Below are 16,496 nucleotides of genomic sequence, written 5' to 3'. Positions count from 1 at the left end.
CATGACAGCACACAGCACCATCGACTGGCAGCGCCTCGAATCCGGAGTCGTCGTCCTGACTTTCGACGATCCCGCGCAACGGGTGAACACCATGAACGCGGCCTGGGCACAGTCCTTCGGCGCAGCCCTGGACCGCCTGTCCGCCCTGGGCTCCGAGTTGACCGGCGTGATCCTCACCTCCGGCAAGTCCACCTTCTTCGCGGGCGGCGACCTGCACGACCTGATCGCCACCACCCCCGCCGACGCCGGGCGCCTCACCGCATTCACCGACGACGTGAAACGGATGCTGCGCCGGCTGGAAACCCTCGGGGTCCCGGTGGTCGCGGTGCTCGGCGGCAGCGCGCTCGGCGGCGGTCTGGAGATCGCGCTGGCCTGCCACCACCGCATCGCGGTCGACACCCCCGCGCTGCGCGTCGGGCTGCCGGAGGTGACACTCGGCCTGCTGCCCGGTGGCGGCGGGCTGGTCCGCACGGTGCGGATGCTCGGCCTGGACGCCGCACTGGATCAGGTGCTGTTGCCCGGCACGGCCTTCGACGCCGGTCGCGCCCATGCGCTCGGCTTGCTGGATCACCTTGTCGCCGGGGCAGATTCACTGATCCCGGCGGCACTGGAATGGATCGCCGCGAATCCGGGCGCCAGCCGGCCGTGGGATCGTGCCGGCACGATTCCCGGCGGCGGCGCGAACTCCCCCGACATCGCCGCGACGCTGCCGCTGCGCGCGGCCGCACTGCGCGCGCAGTACAAAGGCGCGCCGATGCCCGCCCGCGCGAAAATCCTCGCCGCCGCCGTGGAAAGCACCCAGGTCGACTTCGACACCGCCTGTGCGATCGAGACCCGGTATTTCGTCGAGCTGGCGACCGGGCAGATCTCCAAGAACATCATCAAGGGCACCTTCTTCGACCGGCAGGCGATCAAATCCGGTGCCGGTCGGCCGCACGGGTATCCGGTGCACCGGACCGCCTTCGCCGCCGTGCTGGGCGCGGGCATGATGGGCGCGGGTATCGCACTGTCCTGCGCGCTGGCCGGAATCCGGGTGGCGCTCGAGGACATCGACTACGCGGCGGCCCAGCGTGGCAAGGACTACGCGAGCCGATATCTCGCGAAACAGGTTGCGGCGGGCAGACGTACGGCCGAGGACGCGGATGCGGTCCTCGCACTGATCACCCCGACTGCTTCGGTGGCCGATCTGGCCGGCGCGGATCTGGTGGTAGAGGCCGTCTTCGAAGATCCGGACCTGAAGCGCCGGGTGTTCGGCGAGGTGCTCGACGTGGTGGCCCCCGACGCGGTGCTGGCCTCGAACACGTCCACCCTGCCGATCACCGATCTCGCCACCGGAGTTTCGCGCCCCGAAGACTTTGTCGGCCTGCACTTCTTCTCCCCGGTCGAGCGCATGGACCTCATCGAGATCATCGTGGGCGAGAAGACGAGCGACGCCACCCTGGCCAAGGCGTTCGATATCGCCCTGCAACTGGGCAAGGCGCCGATCGTGGTCGGGGACGTCCGTGGATTCTTCACCAGCCGCGTAATCCTGCAACGCCTGATCGAGGCCGCGGCCATGGTCGGCGAGGGCATCGACCCGCAATCCATCGAACAGGCGTCGGTGCAGGCCGGATATCCGGTGGGCACCCTGGCCCTGCTCGACGAACTGACCCTGACCCTGCCGCTGAAGATCCGCGGCCAGTTCCGGGAAGTGGCCGAGCAGCAAGGCATTCCGCTGCCCGAACATCCCGGTGACGCGGTGCTGACGACAATGGCCGAGACCCTGGGCCGGCCGAGTCGCGTTGCGGGCGCGGGCTTCTACGATTACAGCGGCGATCGTCGCGGGGCGCTGTGGCCGGGCTTGGCCGAGCACTTCCCGGTTGCCGAAAACCACGCCGACCTACGGGAGTTGCAGGATCGGCTGCTGTTCGCCGAGGTACTGGAAACCGTGCGCTGCCACGACAACGGCGTGCTGCGTTCGGTGCCCGACGCCAATGTGGGATCGCTGCTCGGCATCGGCTTCCCGGTCTGGACCGGTGGCACGAGCCAGTTCATCGAGGGGTATCCCGGTGGGCGAGCCGGATTCGCCGCGCGAGCACAGGAACTCGCCCATCGCTACGGCCCGCGCTTCGCGCCGCCCGCCTCGCTGTTGCGGGAGTCGGCTCCGCCGCCGGGGGAACCGGCGATCCGATCCGGGGAGCGGGCCGATGCGTAGGGATGTCTACACCGCCGACCACGAGGCGTTCCGGTCCGCCTTCCGCGCCTTCCTGGACCGCGAGGCGGTGCCGCACGCCGACGAGTGGGAGGCGGCCGGGACGGTCGACCGCGCCTTCGTCACCGCCGCGGCCGGAGCAGGCTTCCTCGGCTTCGAATTCGAGGCGGAATACGGCGGATTGGGCATCGCCGACTTCCGGTACAACGCGGTGATGGCCGAGGAGGTGGCCGCCTCCGGTACCGCGGGCGACACCTTCAGCATGCAGAACGACATCATCGTCCCCTACCTGCGCGACCTCACCGACGAGCCGCAGCGCAAACGCTGGCTGCCGCGCTTCACCCGCGGCGATCTCGTCACGGCCCTGGCCCTCACCGAACCCGGCGCGGGTTCCGATCTGGCCGCCATCCGGACCACCGCCCGCCGCGACGGCGACCACCTGGTCATCGACGGCACCAAGACGTTCATCACCGGCGGCGCCACCTGTGACCTCGCCATCGTCCTGGTCCGCACCGGCGAACGCGACGGCCGCGGAACGACTTTCGTCGCGGTCGAACACGGCACCCCCGGTTTCGGACGTGGCCGCCCGATGCACAAGATCGGCCGCCGCGCCCAGGACACCGCGGAACTGGTGTTCACCGGATGCCGGGTCCCGGTCGGGAACATCCTCGGCGAACCCGGTCGCGGATTCGGTTCGGCCATCGTGAATCTGCCGCGCGAACGCCTGTCCATCGCCGTATCCGCGGTCGCCTCCGCCGGCCACGCCCTGAACCTGGCCCTCGAACACGCCCGCGCCCGCGTCGCCTTCGGCGGGCCGCTGGCCCAACTGCAATCCGTGCGCATGACCCTGGCCGAACTGCACACCGACATCCAGGTGATGCGGCACTACATCGACCGCTGCGTACTCGCCCTGAACACCGGCGAGCTCGGCGCCGACGAAGCCGCGGGCGCGAAATACAAGGCGACCGAACTGCAATGGGACGTCGTCGACCGCTGCCTGCAACTGTTCGGCGGCTACGGCTACATGGAGGAGTACCCGATCGCCCGGATCTGGCGCGACGCCCGCATCCAGCGTATCTACGGCGGATCCAACGAGGTCATGAAGGATCTGGTCGGCCGGGCGGTGGTGGGCCGATGACCGGATCACTACAGGGCCGCATCGCGGTGGTCACCGGCGGTTCACGAGGGGTCGGCCGGGCGATCGCGCTGCGACTGGCCCGCGACGGTGCCGCTGTCGCCGTCAACTACCGCCGCGATGCCGGCGCCGCCGAATCCGTGGTGGCGGAGATCCGCGAAAACGGCGGCCGCGCACACGCTTACGCCGCCGCCATCGACGACGAATCGGCCGTACGGTCCATGACCGAAGGCATTGCCCGCGACCTTGGCCCCGCCGACATCCTGGTCAGCAATGCCGGATCCGCCAGCCGCGGCGCCGCTGTCGAACACACCCCGCTCCGGGATTTCCTGTCCCTCATGCGAGTACACGCCTTCGGCCCGATCGGCCTGATCCAGACGCTGCTGCCCGGCATGCGCGCGGCCGCCGCGGGCCGGATCGGCCGCGCCGACATCGTGATGATCTCCAGCAATTCCACCGGCACCACCCCCGCCGGCGCCGCGCCCTACACGATGGCCAAGGCCGCCATGGAAACCTGCATCCGCACCCTGGCCCTGGAGGAACGCGCACACGGCATCCACGCCAACATCGTCGCCCCCGGACTGGTGGCGACCGAGATGGGCCGCCGCCTGGTCTCCGCCGCCCGCGGCATGAACATCGAAGAGCTGGAAAAGGGTTCGCCGTTCGGCCGGGTGTGTCGCCCCGAAGACGTCGCCGGCGCGGTCGCGTACCTGATCTCCGGGGACGCCGGTTACGTGACCGGCCAGCGGCTGGCCGTCGACGGCGGCGGCCCGGCAGCGGAGCTGTTCTGATGACCTCCCCAGCGGAGCTGTGCAGATGACCACCGCAGCGGAGCTGTGCAGATGACCACCGCAGCGGAGCTGTGCAGATGACCACCGCAGCTGTGCAGATGACTACCGAGCACCGAAGGAGGACACCGTGACCGCCGTGCACGAGAGCACCGAAGAGCTGTCGCGCCAGGCATTCCTGGCGGAACTGACCACCACGCTCGACGACGCCGTAGCCGCCGGAGGATCCCTGCGACTGACCGCCGTGGACCGCCGCGGCGAGGGCAACTCCTGGGAAACGTACCTGGTCGATGCGGCCTGGGAATCGCCCACCGGCCCGGCCACCGCCGCCTATGCCGTGAAACGCCAGCCGCGCAGCGGAATTGTCGGCGACTACGACGTGACCCGCGAGGTGGTACTGCTCCGCACCGCCGCCGGCCTGGGCCTGCCCGTCCCCGCCGTCATCGCCTACCGTGCGCAGCCACCGCGGGGCTTCTTCGTGATGGAGAAGGTCTCCGGCGCGATCCCGTTGCCCGCCACCGTCTCCGCGCTGATCCCCGACCGCGGCCGCCGTGACCGGCTGGGCCGCCGGATCGCCCGGACCATGGCGCAGCTGCACACCGCCGACCCGGCCACGATGGACACCGCGGTGCTCGGTGCGGTGCCGGCCGGCGCGGCCACCGGAGCGCAGGAGAACGACAAATGGACTGCGGTGTACCGCGATGTGGTCGACGTCCCGATCCCCGTCCTGGATCTCGCTCTCGCCTGGCTAGGCCACCGCAGCGACGCGGTGTCCGGCCGGGTCGCACTCGTACACAACGACTTCCGAGTCGGCAACCTGGTCGTGGACGACACCGGTCTCACCGCGATCCTGGACTGGGAGACCGCGCACTTCTCCGATCCGGTCGCCGACATCGCCTGGTTCGCCCAGCGGACGAGCCGGGGCCGATCACCGTTGCTGTGCAAGCTGATCGAACTCGAGCCGTTCCTGGACGAATACGAGTCGGTCAGCGGCTGGCGCCCCGCCCCCGATGCCCTCGGCTGGTGGGCCGTGCAGTCACTGGTGAAGACCGCGATCGGCTGCCTGCAAGCCGTGCACATCTATACCCGCGGCGACCGGGACGACCTGCGCTACGCGAACATGGCCCACAGCGTCTACTACAGCCTCGGCTGGCTCGGCCGGATGCTGCACGACGGGGAATGGGGACACTGAGATGACCATCTACTCGACCGATCCCACCCACCTCCTGCACACCGCGGTGGAAACCCTTGCCCACCGGGTACTTCCGGAACTCGGCGACGGCATCGCCCGCATCGAACTGGCAGCGGTGCTGGAACAACTCGACAACATGGCGAACCGGGTCCGCTGGGACGAGTCCGGGCTCGCGACGAGCTACGACCGCACCGAGGCACTGGCCACCGAACTCGGCCTGCCACCACGCGAAGACGACCACCCCGGCGTCGAATCCCTGCGACAGCGCCGCCGCGACATCGCGGCCACCCTCGCCGGCACCTACCGCAACCCCGATCTCCGGCCCGCCGATGTGGCAGCCGCCGTCGCCCGGTTCACCACCGCCGACGTCGACGACCAGATCTCCCTGGGTCTGCGTGGCGGATTCGGGGGGTGGTCCGAATGACGCTGCCCCGCAACCGGGCGGCGCGATCGTCCTCGCCGCTGGACCCCGGTTCCCGTTCCGCCCGAAAGGTGCTGTCGCGATGACGAACTCGATCGAGATCACCGAGGACGAGGCCCTGCTGCGCGCGGAAGCGTCCTTCGCGGCCGTCTTCGGCGACGGCACTCCCTCTCTCGACCAACTGCGTCGCAACCTCGACTCCATGATGCTCGAGGCCCCGCTGCCCCCCGGCACCACGGTGACCTCCGAGCACGTCGGCGGCGTCTCCTGCCTGCGCGTGGTGAACGGCCCGGCGACCGACCGAATTCTGCTGTGGTTCCACGGCGGCGGTTACGTGATGGGCAGCGCCGAGGGCTACACCCCGGCGGCGGCCGGACTGTCCCGAGCACTCGGCGTCGCCGTGCTGTGCCCGGATTACCGTCTCGCCCCGGAGAATCCGTTCCCCGCCGCCCTCGACGACGCAGTCGCCGTCCTCGACACCGTGATCGCCACCCATGGCTCGGCGCACACCGTGGTCGGCGGCGATTCCGCAGGAGGCGGCCTCACGCTGGCGGCCCTCGCCCGGACGCGTGACCGCGGCGCACCACTACCCGCCGCCGCCGTGGTCGTCTCCCCCTTGGCCGACTTCTCCGCCTCGGGGGAGAGCATCACCACCAACGGCGCCACCGACCCGGTGATCAGCCGCCGCTCGCTGCGCCAACTGGCCGCGTCGTACCTGCAGGGCCACAACAACACCGACCCCCAGGCATCCCCGGTGTTCGGTGATTTCGCCGGCCTGCCCCCGATCCTGTTCCTGGCCAGCGAACGGGAGGTCCTGCGCGACGACTCGGTACGCATGCACCACGCGGTCCGCGAAGCGGGCGGCCGCAGCGCACTGTCCCTGTACCCCAACACTTGTCACGCTTGGACCCTGTTCGCCGACTACATGCCCCAAGCGCAGCGCGGCCTCACCGAAATGGCCGACTTCGTCCGCGAGGTGCTGAGATGACAGTCCGGATATCCGACGACGCCACCGTGCGCCACATCGTCATCGACCGCCCCGACCGCCTCAACGCCGTGAACGAGGCAACACTGCGGCACCTGAGCGAAGCGGTGACGGCGGCCGGCGAGGACCCCACCGTCCGCGTCATCGTGATCTCCGGCGCGGGCCGGGCATTCTGCTCCGGCGGCGACCTGGACGTCGACGACCCGTTCGCCCCCGAAACCACCGAACGCACGATCGATGCCGCGGCCGCCCTGATCACCGCGATCCGATCGGTCCCGCGGCCGGTGGTCGCCGAAATCCGCGGTCCCGCAGTAGGAGTCGGCGTCTCGATCGCCCTGGCCGCGGACCTGGCGATCGCCCGCTCCGACGCCTACTTCACCATGCCGTTCACCGCCATCGGCCTGATGCCCGACGGCGGCGCCACCGCCCTGGTCGCCGCCGCGGCCGGCCGTGCCGTCGCCATGCGCCTGTTCGCCCTCGGCGGCCGCATGACCGCCCACGACGCCGAACGACACGGCCTGATCGCCGCAGTCCTTCCAGCCGAATCCTTCGACGCGGATTTCGCGGCCGCCCTGGCGAACCTCCGCACGATCTCACTCGCCGCCTTCGCCCGCACCAAATCCGCCCTCGATGCCGCCACCCTCCCACACCTCGGCGCCGCGTTCGAGCATGAACGCCGCGGCCAGCGAGAACTGGCCGGCGGCAAGGACTTCCGCGCCGCAGTCACAGCATTCACCGCCGGGCGCGGGGTATCGACCGGCGGGACACCCCCGGCGAAGGAGTAACCATGTCCACCACAACCGAACAGCACCACCGGCGCCACACCCGCACCCGCACCGAACTGGCCGCCGGTGCGACGATCCTGCTCCACGACCCGCACACCGGTGAAGGCGCACTGGTCCTCCCAGCGCAATTCGCCACCACCGGAGCCTTGGCATTCCTGATCGAACACAGCTCCGGTTTCATCACGGTCGCCCTCACCGACACCGACTGCGCCCGCCTGTGCCTGCCACCGATGTGGGGCCTGTCCGATGTCACCACCCGCCACGGATTCACCGTGACCGTCGACGCGGTCGGCGTCGGCACCGGCATCTCGGCGGCCGACCGCGCCCATACCATCCGCACTCTGGCCGACCCCACCAGCGGCCCAGCCGATTTCACCCGCCCCGGCCATGTCGTGCCCATTCGCACGCGCACCTCCGGCACCGGCCGACCGGGCCCGGCGGAGGCAGCCATCGATCTGCTGCGAACCGCCGGCCTCCACCCGGCCGCCGCCATGGGCGCCCTGGTGTCCCGGGCCGACCCCACCCGCATGGCGGACGCAGGCGAATGCGCCGAATTCGCTTCGGCCCACGGCCTCGCTGTCGCGGTGGTCACCGGCGAAAGGCAAGGTGGCACAGCATCACCGCAGCCGTGAACCTCCGAGACCCGGGCCGGCGGACACGATCGGTGTAGTGGGTACGGTCCGGCAGGACATCCGGCGCTTCCGGTGGCCGGGAGCCCACCGCCACCGCCGGTGCGCCTGTGGTGCAGGAGTGAACGTGTCCCGCCGACTCGAGGTGAGCGGGTCGCTCGGCGCGGGCGGGTTCCGCCGACCTCACCTGTCACCCCCGTCGGAGCGACATGACCCGCGGATCCGCTGTGGACTCGGCAGCCGCCCGGCCCGGCATCGCACGGCCCGTGGCGGACAGTGTGCCCGATACTGCTTGTCGCCCAGCGCCTCTACCGGCACCGCTGTCTGCATGCGATGGCCGGCTGATCGCGCCCGGCTCGCGCGGTGGTCCCCAGCGAAGTGCCGGGTGGCGTGTTGTCACAGGCTCCTGTCGAATACCTCGGTCACCTTGCGCAGCATGCTCGCATCGGCCGGACTGTGCCGGCCGATGCCGGCGATCAACCGATCCTGAGTATCACGCACTCCTTGTAGCCGGGCGGCGGCCTTCGCAGCTGCTTCACGCGTGGCCTGCTGGGTCAGCTCGACGATCGCGCGCCCGACCCACGCCCGATCCAGAGTGGTTGTGGCGGGCCCGAGTTTCACCTCGAGTAGCGCGCCCACGGCATTGGCGCGGACGTGAACCGACCCGTCGTGCGACTGTGCGGTGGCCTCGATCGAGGCAATCGCGTCGCTCTGCCTCCGATAGTGCTCGAGTTTCTCCTCGAGCTCCCGGGCCACCTCCGCCATCTCGTGCGCGAAGCTGGGATCATCCCTCACTCGAGTCGCCCCTCTGCTGTTGCCATTCGAGGTACAGGCGGTCGATCTCAACGGCGACCGTGTCGTAGGTCTCCCAGGAGTCGGGCGCGTGGTATATGGATTCCAGAGCGGCGACGGCCGGGATGCTGGGATATGCGCGATAGTAGAGTTCGTACGCCCATGCGGTGAATTCCTTTCCCGCATCGGTGAGCATCGAAGAGTTCAGCTCACGGGCGCAGTGGTCGATCAGGTACCGTCCCGGTGTCGTCGACCGATCACGAAGCGCCGACCCGGTGGCCGCGAACTCGGAATCCACCAGGTCGTGCAGTGTCAGCCACGCCATGAACATTCCGATGTGGGTTCCGGCTGCTTCGCAGGGCAGATCGAGCTCCGCCATCGCGTCATCATGCCAACCGGCATCGTCGTAGGTCATACATTCTCCTTCGTGGTCGATTCGGAGCAAGCGGCACGCTGCGACGGATGAAGATTGATGTCCAACCCGGTACCCTGCGGCGCGGGCGGGGTCGGTTGCGACGGCGCTCCGGAATGTGATTCGTTTTCGGCCGCAGCGTGATTGAGCCCCGCCGTGTGGATCTGAACGGCGAGATCCCGGGCGGCCATGGCACTGGTCGATCCCACCTCGAAGATATCGACGGCGGCCTGATCGAACCCTTCGGCCCACTTCGCGCCACCCGGGGCGAAACTGCCCGCGGACCGCGCAACCAGAAGTTTCTGGTCCAGAGTACGCAGCGCCGTCTCCATATCGAGACTGGCAGCGGCCAGTTCCCGCGCCGCCGTGTAATAGGCTGCGGGATCGACCGGGCTCATGCACCGCCCCCGCCGAACATGGCCCGATTGGCCGCCCGTGCCTCCGTGTAGTTGCGCCGCGCCGTGGCCACCCGGTCTCGCAACTTCTCCAATTCCTCGATGTGCCCGGCGGCGGTCTGCTGCCATTCGCCGTGCGCTTCACGATGGGCATCGGCCGCTTCCCCCAGGAAGGTGTCATCGAGGGAATCGACGGTGCGCCGCACCGCGGCATGTTTGGCGGACAACGCCGTGATGTGCGCCTCGATCTGAGCGAGAAACCGATCCATCGCATCGAGGTCGTAGGAATACCCGGCCACGATATTTCCCCCCGGTCGTCACAGTCGCAGATACCGCGGCGTGAACGACGTTGCGTTCTCGTCCTCCTGCACGGTGAACAGCCCGGCTGCCGCATGCAACGTGTCGGCATGGTCCGACAGCCGATCCAGATGCTCGGTGATCCGGGGATGCAGATCGCTCCAGATCCCCGCGACCGCATCGGAGGACGCCCCGGTCCAGGTCTGTTGCAGGTCACCGTGATTCGAGTGCAGCCTGTGTACCTCGTATTGCAGATCCCCGCGGTGACCGTGCAACTCGTCGGCGGCTCTGCGCAATTCGGTAGGCTCGACCCTCAGATACTTGCCGTCCATTCGAAATCCCCCTCGAGTACCACTACGGCTGGAGCCCCATGGAATGGAGAGCCACAACGTCGCAGCAGGCGCAGGACGATCTCGATGCCCTGCTGCACGCCAGTATAGAGGTGGTCGCCGAACTTCTCGGTGAGAGTGGATCTTTCGCCCCCTTCATGCTGACCCTCGCCCAGGACGGCAGCAGATCCCTGCGCCCACTGGCCGGCCGCGCCGACAGCGCGGATCCGGCCCGGATCACCCGGGCGCTGACGCTGTCCGGCGACACCATCCGGCTGCGCGCACGAGCCACGGTATGCGATGTCACCGCACACGAACCGATCACCGGCGACGCCATCCAGATCCGGGCCGAACACCGCGAAGGCATCGCCATCGACCTCCTGATCCCGTACCGCATCGACGACGACAGCGTCGATATCGCTATGAACGCGGCGAATGCGGCGATCGGCACCTGCCGCCTCTGGCCGCCGAGCTAGCCGGCAACACTGCCGGCCCGCGCGGTTCGCGAACTCGCCACCCAGGACGGCTCTCGCCGGCGTCCGGTCAGGAAGTGATGAGGATTTCGGCGGGGTTACCGGTGACGTACATGTCCCAATGGCGTCGGGCGATGTCGTCCGGCTCCATCGGCGACGCATCCGCGGGAGTGCCGGGCGTGCCCACGATCCAGGCGCCGAGCGCGACGTAGCCGACGTAGATGCCCTTGTCGCCCAGCGCGCCATGAAGATTGAGCGCCCAGTTGCGCAAGGCAGCGCCCGCGGCACCGGCGCTGCCGGCCCACGCTGTCGGCGTGACCGCGCTGGCGCCCGTGGTGTACAGCACCGTGCCGGCACCGGCCGCCAGCATCGCGGGCAGTACCGCGCGGGTCGCCGTGATCGCGCCGTAGCAGGAACTTTCGATCTGCGGCCGCAGATTTTCTGCCGTCACGTCCAGCACCCCGGTCATCCCACCCTCACCGACGCGCACATACGGCGCTGAGTAGTGCAACACGTCGATCCGCCCGAACCGGGCCGCAGCACTGTCCAGGGCGGTGACCAACGCGGAGCGATCCAGGACATCGGCGGCGAATCCGGCCGCCTGGACACCTTCCACCGCCAGCTTCTCGACCAGTTCGGCGAGCCGTTCCTCGGAGCGGGCGATCAGGGCGACATCGAAGCCGTGACTGCCGAAAACTCTGCCGAGCGACAAACCCAGGCGCGTTCCGGCCGCGACGAGAGCGACAGTGGGCATGGTGGTACCTCCTGCATCGGTGTTGTCCTCCAGCGGGACAGGCCAATCCGATCACCACCGGGTGTGACCTGTCCAAGACCGTCCGGACCGCGATCGATAACCTGAAGGAATGGATCGGCTGGAGACGCGGGAACTGGCGTATTTCGTGGCGGTCGCCGACGAACTGCATTTCGGTCGCGCCGCAACACGTCTGGGCATCGCGCAGCCCGCGCTGTCGAAGACCATCCAGCGCCTGGAACGCCGCCTGGGCGTCGACCTTCTCGAACGGACCAGCCGCACGGTCACACTGACCGCAGCCGGTCGGGTGCTGGCCCGTGACGCCCGCGCCGTGCTGGACGCGATATCCGCCGCGGCCGCCCGAACCCAGCGCGCCGGAACTACGGATCCCCGCCTGATCCTGGCCATGAAACCCGGCGGCGACTCGGGGCTGCTCCCGGCCATCCTCACGGCCTACGACCGCGAGCCGGATGTACTGCCGATCGAGGTCGTCTTCGCCGCCGACCGGGTGCGCATGCTGCACGAGGGCAAAGCCGATGCGGCGCTGTTGTTCACGCCACCCGACGAGGTGCGCGGACTGGACACCGAAACACTGCTGACCGAAGCGCCGGTCGCCGTGCTGTCCATATCGCATCCATACGCCAACCGGTCCGGCCTGAGCACGGCCGACCTCGCGGGCGAAACCCTGCACAGGTACCCGGCGAATCCCGAAGCGACGGGCAGCATCAGCGAACTGATGCACCGAATCGCCCTGTACCGCATCATCGCCGTACTACCCCGATCACTGACGATCCCCCTGCGCGACGACCTGACCACCGTGCAGATGACCGACGTCGCACCGAGCCGTCTCGTACTCGCCTGGCCCGTAAACAGCACCTCCCCATCCGTGGCGGCCCTCGCCCGCGCCGCCGCGAAGGCCGCTCCGCACCGGGATCGCCCGGTCGCCGATGAATTCCGCCGAGGTCGTTAGGTTCCCCGCACTCGCTTCCCGGCGATCGTCCACGGTTTACGCCTGCACCGCCGGAACCGGCTGCCGGCGGCGGTATCGGTTCGGCGGGACGCCGTATTCGCGTTTGAATGCCTTGGAGCAGGCGTATTCGGAGCTGTACCCGCAGCGTTCCGCGATGATGCGGAGAGGAATATCGGTGCCGTGCAACTCCTATCGGACGCTGCTCCCCGGCATAATCATCTGGGGCACAGGATCATTCACCTATGCCACCATGTTCGTCGCCGCCGCATCCGGCGTCACCTCGACCGAGCAGGGAATCGCCTCCGGCCTCGCCGACACCGCCAGGCAGATCGGCAGCGCCGTCGGCCTGGTCGCCCTGGTCGTGGCCGCCGCCATCGCAGCAACCCTCGGAGCCGCCGGATCCCGTGGTCACGCCGGCGACCGTGAACAGACAGCTCCAACCTCTCTCCCACCGAGGGTGAACCGCCTCGTGCCCGGGCCCGTGTCTGCTCGGTGAACTCCGGTCGATTATCGAGCTCCGACAGATCCCCATCCGCTCGCGGACGTGACACTCCGCCCGGAATTTCGCGCACATCCGGGCGAACCGCGATGCGCTCGGACAGCGCGGGCCTGCCGTCGACAACCGAATCCGGTGCTCACAGCCGTCCGAGGCGCGATTTCCCAGGGTTCTCCCAGAACCGATGCGCACTCTGGTCGGCAACCGGCGTTCCACCCGGACGCCCGGTACCAGCCGACGAACCGAGCCCGCCCATGACATCCATGCATCCCCACCGCAGAGCGGGGCGCACCGCGACCACTGTCCTGCTGGCAGTGACCGCAGTGGGCACGGTCGCCGCCTCCGCCGCGGCCTACTACGACAATCACACCGGCGCCCCCGCGACGGACACCACACAACCGGCAAGCCCGATCGGCGCCGGCGAGTCCGGCACCGGCACGACCGTGCCCCAGCCGAGCTCCGGTTCCGGCCCGATGCACGCGCACTCGCAGGGATCATGATGGCGCGCACCGTCGCCGGAGCCCGCCCCACCGCCGCCGAATGGCAGGTGTGGGGGACCTCCGCCCGCCTCGTCGTCACCGATCCCGCGGCGCTGACCGCCGCGCGCAGCCTGATCGAAGGACACCTCTACGCGGTAGGACTGGCGTGCAGCAGATTCCGGGACGATTCGGAGATCCGCGCACTCGCCACCGCAGGCGGCCGACCCGTCCGGATCAGTCCACTACTCGCCGACCATCTCCGGGTCGCACTCGCCGTCGCCCGGGACACCGGCGGCGATGTCGACCCCACGGTGGGAAACGCGCTGCTGGCACTGGGTTACGACCGTGACTTCACCCTGGTCGAGACCTCGGCCGGTCCGATCCCGGTGGCCGTGCGCAGCCGGTCCGACTGGTCGCAGATCCAGCTCACCGACACGACGGTCACGGTACCGCCCGGCGTGCTGCTGGACCTGGGTGCGACCGCCAAAGCACATGCCGCCGACCGTTGTGCCCGGCTGGTCTTCCACCGTTTCGGTTGCGGTGTGCTGGTCAGCCTCGGCGGCGATATCGCCACAGCCGGTCCGGCGCCGGAGGAGGACTGGCAGATCCTGGTCCAGGACGGACGCGCCGAACCGGCCACCCGGATCAGTCTGCCCGCCGGCGCGGCGCTGGCGACCTCGAGCACGCTGCGCCGCCGCTGGCGCCGCAGCGGCCACCTGATCCACCACATCATCGACCCACGAACCGGTGCGGCGGCCGACCCGATCTGGCGGACCGTATCGGTGGTCGCCGGAACCTGCGTGACCGCCAACGCATCCGCCACCGCCGCGATCGTGCGAGGCCGGTCCGCTCCGGGCCCACTACGGGAATCGGGCCTCCCGACCAGACTGGTGGACCGCGCCGGCGCGGTCGTGGTCCTCAACGGCTGGCCCGCCGAAGGAGAGGGGCGATGACGCGACCGGGCCTCGACGAAGCGCTGTGGGCGTTCGGCCGAGGCACCGGACTCGTGGCCCTGGTCCTGCTGACCGTCGCCCTGGTCGCGGGAATCGCCGCCCGCTCCGGACGCGCGGTGGTCCTGCCCCGGGCCGGTTTGGCCGAATTTCACCGTGGCGCAGCACTTTCGGCAACCATCCTGGTCGCCGTGCACGTGGCGAGCCTGCTGGCCGACCCCCGGGCGCAGCTACGCCTCCTCGACGTGATCGTGCCGTTCACCGCCGCCTACCGTCCCCTCTGGGTGGGCCTGGGAACCGTCGCGGTCGACCTGCTCACCGCGATCACGCTCTCCGCACTGCTACGAAAACGCCTCGGCCCCAGAATCTTCCGGGCAACCCACTGGGCCACCTACCTGCTGTGGCCGGTGGCCTTCGTCCACGCCCTCGGCAGCGGCTCCGACAACACACAGCCGTGGCTGCTCGCCGTCGTGGCCGCCTGCGCCCTGTCGCTCGCGCTCGCAGTGGTCTGGCGAGCCGGCCGCGACTTCGCCGAATACTCCCAGCCCCCGGGACGGAACACGAGATGACCAGCCAACTTTCGCACACCCGCCACGCACCCCCGTCCGGCCCGAATCGCCTGCTCCTGGCGGCCGACCCGACCCTGACCACCCACCTGTCCTGCTACGGCCCCCCGCCGAACCCCGCCGAACCCGGCGGACCGACCGCCGCCGTCGCCGCCGCGGGCCTGCGCGGCCGTGGCGGCGCGGGCTTCCCCGTCGCCGACAAGATGGCAGCCGTCGCGGCGGGCCGCGCACCCGTCGTGATCGCCAACGGCGCCGAAGGCGAACCCGACAGCCACAAGGACGCCACCCTGCTGACCCGCGCCCCGCATCTCGTGCTGGACGGCCTGTCCGCCGCCGCCGAAGCAGTCGGCGCCCGCGAATGTCACCTGTACGCACCCGCGGCGTTGCTCGAACCGGTCCGCGCGGCACTGGCACAGCGGCGCTCCACCGGATACGACCGGCGACCGGTCACCCTCACGCCTGCTGCGGAGTCCTTCCTCTCAGGCGAGAAAACCGCCGTCATCAACCGCTTGGCGGGCCGACGGCCGATCCCCGGCGATCAACTGATCAGCACCTCACGGGCCGGCCTGCACGGCCGCCCCACCCTGGTCCACAACGTGGAGACGCTCGCGCAACTCGCCTTGATCGCCCGCTACGGACCCGACTGGTATCGCAGCGCGGGAACCCACGAAGAACCCGGCACCTTCCTGGTCACCCTCAGCGGAACGACAGCGGCCGGTGTCGTCGAAACCCCCTTCGGCACCAGTCTGCTCGACCTGATCACCCGCACCGGCCGCACCGACCCCCGGACCGTCCGAGCGGTCCTGATCGGCGGCTACCACGGAACGTGGATCCCCGGCAGCGAGCTGTCACGAACAACGTTGTCGGCAGCGGGATTACGACCACTGAACGCCCGCCTCGGTGCCGGCGTCGTGCGAGTGCTCCCATACGGCCACTGCGGCCTGCGCGCCACCGCCGACATCATCGCCCACCTCGCCGCGGCGAGCGCCGGCCAATGCGGACCGTGCCGCAACGGACTCCCCGAATTGGCGACTCGCTGGCACGAACTGACCTACCGGGGCACCGGCGATCCCCGCGAGATCGCGCGCCTGACCGACCTCGTCGACGGCCGCGGCGCCTGCCACCACCCCGACGGCACCGCCCGTCTGCTGCGCTCGGCACTGCACGTCTTCGCCGACGACATCGACCTGCACCGGCAGGGCGCCTGCACCGCCGGACACCCATCGAACCGAGGCTTTCGAAATGAGTGACGCTCGCCTGCACATAGATTGGACCCGCTGCGCCGGCCGCGGCCTCTGTAGTGAACTACTACCGGGCATCCTGGGCCGCGACGACTGGGGCTACCCCCTGGCACCGGGAGGCGGCGACCGGATCATCACCCCCCGGGACCGGCGTGCCGCCGCCGACGCCGTCGACCTGTGCCCCCGCCTGGCGCTGACGCTCGTGACGACGCCCTGAAC

General features: G+C 69.7%; 23 protein-coding genes. 15 read left to right on the top strand and 8 right to left on the bottom strand.

What is annotated here, in order from left to right:
• Nucleotide 1 precedes the first annotated feature (1 nt).
• The 8 genes from LBW94_RS26015 (at nt 2) to LBW94_RS25980 (ending at nt 8,129) form a co-directional block, all read left to right on the top strand.
• Nucleotides 2–2,194, top strand: a complete 2,193-nt coding sequence (locus LBW94_RS26015; protein WP_225054511.1) for a 3-hydroxyacyl-CoA dehydrogenase NAD-binding domain-containing protein — start codon at nt 2–4, stop codon at nt 2,192–2,194.
• Nucleotides 2,187–3,329, top strand: a complete 1,143-nt coding sequence (locus LBW94_RS26010; RefSeq protein WP_225054510.1) for an acyl-CoA dehydrogenase family protein — start codon at nt 2,187–2,189, stop codon at nt 3,327–3,329. Before LBW94_RS26015 ends, LBW94_RS26010 begins: the two co-directional genes overlap by 8 nt.
• Nucleotides 3,326–4,117 (top strand): SDR family NAD(P)-dependent oxidoreductase, encoded by a 792-nt coding sequence (locus tag LBW94_RS26005; RefSeq protein ID WP_225054509.1) that lies wholly within the window; start codon nt 3,326–3,328, stop codon nt 4,115–4,117. Before LBW94_RS26010 ends, LBW94_RS26005 begins: the two co-directional genes overlap by 4 nt.
• 127 nt (nt 4,118–4,244) lie before the next feature.
• Nucleotides 4,245–5,306 (top strand): phosphotransferase family protein, encoded by a 1,062-nt coding sequence (locus LBW94_RS26000; protein WP_225054508.1) that lies wholly within the window; start codon nt 4,245–4,247, stop codon nt 5,304–5,306.
• A gap of 1 nt (nt 5,307) precedes the next feature.
• Entirely contained in the window at nt 5,308–5,730 is a 423-nt protein-coding gene (locus LBW94_RS25995) for a hypothetical protein (protein ID WP_225054507.1), read from the top strand.
• 79 nt (nt 5,731–5,809) lie between these two features.
• Nucleotides 5,810–6,715 carry an alpha/beta hydrolase gene (locus LBW94_RS25990; RefSeq protein WP_225054506.1) on the top strand — a complete coding sequence of 302 codons (906 nt, stop codon included), beginning with the start codon at nt 5,810–5,812 and terminating at the stop codon, nt 6,713–6,715.
• Nucleotides 6,712–7,497: an enoyl-CoA hydratase-related protein gene (locus LBW94_RS25985; protein ID WP_225054505.1), complete on the top strand. Its 786-nt coding sequence runs from the start codon at nt 6,712–6,714 to the stop codon at nt 7,495–7,497. Before LBW94_RS25990 ends, LBW94_RS25985 begins: the two co-directional genes overlap by 4 nt.
• 2 nt (nt 7,498–7,499) lie before the next feature.
• Nucleotides 7,500–8,129 carry a 3,4-dihydroxy-2-butanone-4-phosphate synthase gene (locus LBW94_RS25980; RefSeq protein WP_225054503.1) on the top strand — a complete coding sequence of 210 codons (630 nt, stop codon included), beginning with the start codon at nt 7,500–7,502 and terminating at the stop codon, nt 8,127–8,129.
• 393 nt (nt 8,130–8,522) lie between these two features.
• On the opposite strand, the gene LBW94_RS25975 is transcribed toward LBW94_RS25980, so the two are convergent.
• The 5 genes from LBW94_RS25975 to LBW94_RS25955 are packed head-to-tail and all read right to left on the bottom strand — an operon-like array spanning nt 8,523 to nt 10,354.
• Nucleotides 8,523–8,921, bottom strand: a complete 399-nt coding sequence (locus LBW94_RS25975) for a YbaB/EbfC family nucleoid-associated protein (RefSeq protein WP_225054502.1) — start codon at nt 8,919–8,921, stop codon at nt 8,523–8,525.
• Nucleotides 8,911–9,333 carry a hypothetical protein gene (locus tag LBW94_RS25970; RefSeq protein ID WP_225054500.1) on the bottom strand — a complete coding sequence of 141 codons (423 nt, stop codon included), beginning with the start codon at nt 9,331–9,333 and terminating at the stop codon, nt 8,911–8,913. Before LBW94_RS25970 ends, LBW94_RS25975 begins: the two co-directional genes overlap by 11 nt.
• Nucleotides 9,330–9,728, bottom strand: a complete 399-nt coding sequence (locus tag LBW94_RS25965) for a hypothetical protein (RefSeq protein WP_225054498.1) — start codon at nt 9,726–9,728, stop codon at nt 9,330–9,332. Before LBW94_RS25965 ends, LBW94_RS25970 begins: the two co-directional genes overlap by 4 nt.
• Nucleotides 9,725–10,024, bottom strand: coding sequence for a WXG100 family type VII secretion target (locus LBW94_RS25960; RefSeq protein ID WP_225054496.1), 300 nt, complete (start codon nt 10,022–10,024; stop codon nt 9,725–9,727). The genes LBW94_RS25965 and LBW94_RS25960 overlap by 4 nt, the downstream gene beginning before the upstream one ends.
• Nucleotides 10,025–10,042: 18 nt before the next feature.
• Nucleotides 10,043–10,354, bottom strand: coding sequence for a WXG100 family type VII secretion target (locus LBW94_RS25955; RefSeq protein ID WP_225054494.1), 312 nt, complete (start codon nt 10,352–10,354; stop codon nt 10,043–10,045).
• A 38-nt stretch (nt 10,355–10,392) separates the two neighbouring features.
• On the opposite strand from LBW94_RS25955, the gene LBW94_RS25950 reads away from it, so the two are divergent.
• Nucleotides 10,393–10,827 (top strand): hypothetical protein, encoded by a 435-nt coding sequence (locus LBW94_RS25950; RefSeq protein WP_225054493.1) that lies wholly within the window; start codon nt 10,393–10,395, stop codon nt 10,825–10,827.
• 67 nt (nt 10,828–10,894) lie between these two features.
• On the opposite strand, the gene LBW94_RS25945 is transcribed toward LBW94_RS25950, so the two are convergent.
• On the bottom strand, nt 10,895–11,578 hold the full coding sequence (locus LBW94_RS25945) for an SDR family NAD(P)-dependent oxidoreductase (protein ID WP_225054491.1): 684 nt from the start codon (nt 11,576–11,578) through the stop codon (nt 10,895–10,897).
• Between the two features lie 109 nt (nt 11,579–11,687).
• Between LBW94_RS25945 and LBW94_RS25935 the strand changes: the two genes are divergently transcribed.
• Nucleotides 11,688–12,545, top strand: a complete 858-nt coding sequence (locus LBW94_RS25935) for a LysR family transcriptional regulator (protein ID WP_323137931.1) — start codon at nt 11,688–11,690, stop codon at nt 12,543–12,545.
• A 36-nt stretch (nt 12,546–12,581) separates the two neighbouring features.
• Here LBW94_RS25935 and LBW94_RS25930 read toward each other — a convergent pair whose 3' ends face one another.
• Nucleotides 12,582–12,731, bottom strand: a complete 150-nt coding sequence (locus LBW94_RS25930) for a helix-turn-helix domain-containing protein (protein WP_225054489.1) — start codon at nt 12,729–12,731, stop codon at nt 12,582–12,584.
• A gap of 54 nt (nt 12,732–12,785) precedes the next feature.
• Nucleotides 12,786–12,920, bottom strand: a complete 135-nt coding sequence (locus LBW94_RS25925; RefSeq protein ID WP_255633739.1) for a hypothetical protein — start codon at nt 12,918–12,920, stop codon at nt 12,786–12,788.
• A gap of 375 nt (nt 12,921–13,295) precedes the next feature.
• Between LBW94_RS25925 and LBW94_RS25920 the strand changes: the two genes are divergently transcribed.
• Genes LBW94_RS25920 through LBW94_RS25900 form a run of 5 tightly spaced genes read left to right on the top strand, consistent with a single transcriptional unit; the run spans nt 13,296 to nt 16,494 of the window.
• On the top strand, nt 13,296–13,541 hold the full coding sequence (locus tag LBW94_RS25920; RefSeq protein ID WP_225054487.1) for a hypothetical protein: 246 nt from the start codon (nt 13,296–13,298) through the stop codon (nt 13,539–13,541).
• Complete coding sequence (locus LBW94_RS25915; protein ID WP_225054485.1) at nt 13,538–14,473, top strand: FAD:protein FMN transferase; 936 nt, start codon at nt 13,538–13,540, stop codon at nt 14,471–14,473. Before LBW94_RS25920 ends, LBW94_RS25915 begins: the two co-directional genes overlap by 4 nt.
• The gene (locus LBW94_RS25910; protein ID WP_225054483.1) at nt 14,470–15,039 is read left to right on the top strand and encodes a ferric reductase-like transmembrane domain-containing protein; all 570 of its coding nucleotides are present in this window, start codon (nt 14,470–14,472) and stop codon (nt 15,037–15,039) included. The genes LBW94_RS25915 and LBW94_RS25910 overlap by 4 nt, the downstream gene beginning before the upstream one ends.
• Nucleotides 15,036–16,286, top strand: a complete 1,251-nt coding sequence (locus tag LBW94_RS25905; RefSeq protein ID WP_225054481.1) for an NADH-ubiquinone oxidoreductase-F iron-sulfur binding region domain-containing protein — start codon at nt 15,036–15,038, stop codon at nt 16,284–16,286. Before LBW94_RS25910 ends, LBW94_RS25905 begins: the two co-directional genes overlap by 4 nt.
• Nucleotides 16,279–16,494 (top strand): ferredoxin, encoded by a 216-nt coding sequence (locus LBW94_RS25900; RefSeq protein WP_225054479.1) that lies wholly within the window; start codon nt 16,279–16,281, stop codon nt 16,492–16,494. Before LBW94_RS25905 ends, LBW94_RS25900 begins: the two co-directional genes overlap by 8 nt.
• Nucleotides 16,495–16,496: the final 2 nt, after the last annotated feature.

It is taken from the genome of Nocardia sp. alder85J, from assembly GCF_020176955.2.
Classification (GTDB): domain Bacteria; phylum Actinomycetota; class Actinomycetes; order Mycobacteriales; family Mycobacteriaceae; genus Nocardia.
This window is presented reverse-complemented; position numbering and strand designations above follow the sequence as displayed.

Bases quoted from the DNA above. Each gene is read 5' to 3' on its own strand.
- LBW94_RS25950 (WP_225054493.1), top strand. From the start codon at position 10,393: ATGGAATGGAGAGCCACAACGTCGCAGCAGGCGCAGGACGATCTCGAT.
- LBW94_RS25945 (WP_225054491.1), bottom strand. From the start codon at position 11,578: ATGCCCACTGTCGCTCTCGTCGCGGCCGGAACGCGCCTGGGTTTGTCG.
- LBW94_RS25900 (WP_225054479.1), top strand. From the start codon at position 16,279: ATGAGTGACGCTCGCCTGCACATAGATTGGACCCGCTGCGCCGGCCGC.
- LBW94_RS25910 (WP_225054483.1), top strand. From the start codon at position 14,470: ATGACGCGACCGGGCCTCGACGAAGCGCTGTGGGCGTTCGGCCGAGGC.
- LBW94_RS25990 (WP_225054506.1), top strand. From the start codon at position 5,810: ATGACGAACTCGATCGAGATCACCGAGGACGAGGCCCTGCTGCGCGCG.
- LBW94_RS25980 (WP_225054503.1), top strand. From the start codon at position 7,500: ATGTCCACCACAACCGAACAGCACCACCGGCGCCACACCCGCACCCGC.
- LBW94_RS25955 (WP_225054494.1), bottom strand. From the start codon at position 10,354: ATGGACGGCAAGTATCTGAGGGTCGAGCCTACCGAATTGCGCAGAGCC.
- LBW94_RS25995 (WP_225054507.1), top strand. From the start codon at position 5,308: ATGACCATCTACTCGACCGATCCCACCCACCTCCTGCACACCGCGGTG.
- LBW94_RS25905 (WP_225054481.1), top strand. From the start codon at position 15,036: ATGACCAGCCAACTTTCGCACACCCGCCACGCACCCCCGTCCGGCCCG.
- LBW94_RS26005 (WP_225054509.1), top strand. From the start codon at position 3,326: ATGACCGGATCACTACAGGGCCGCATCGCGGTGGTCACCGGCGGTTCA.
- LBW94_RS25920 (WP_225054487.1), top strand. From the start codon at position 13,296: ATGACATCCATGCATCCCCACCGCAGAGCGGGGCGCACCGCGACCACT.
- LBW94_RS25915 (WP_225054485.1), top strand. From the start codon at position 13,538: ATGATGGCGCGCACCGTCGCCGGAGCCCGCCCCACCGCCGCCGAATGG.
- LBW94_RS25925 (WP_255633739.1), bottom strand. From the start codon at position 12,920: ATGGCGGCGGCCACGACCAGGGCGACCAGGCCGACGGCGCTGCCGATC.
- LBW94_RS26010 (WP_225054510.1), top strand. From the start codon at position 2,187: ATGCGTAGGGATGTCTACACCGCCGACCACGAGGCGTTCCGGTCCGCC.
- LBW94_RS25985 (WP_225054505.1), top strand. From the start codon at position 6,712: ATGACAGTCCGGATATCCGACGACGCCACCGTGCGCCACATCGTCATC.
- LBW94_RS25970 (WP_225054500.1), bottom strand. From the start codon at position 9,333: ATGACCTACGACGATGCCGGTTGGCATGATGACGCGATGGCGGAGCTC.
- LBW94_RS25965 (WP_225054498.1), bottom strand. From the start codon at position 9,728: ATGAGCCCGGTCGATCCCGCAGCCTATTACACGGCGGCGCGGGAACTG.
- LBW94_RS26015 (WP_225054511.1), top strand. From the start codon at position 2: ATGACAGCACACAGCACCATCGACTGGCAGCGCCTCGAATCCGGAGTC.
- LBW94_RS25935 (WP_323137931.1), top strand. From the start codon at position 11,688: ATGGATCGGCTGGAGACGCGGGAACTGGCGTATTTCGTGGCGGTCGCC.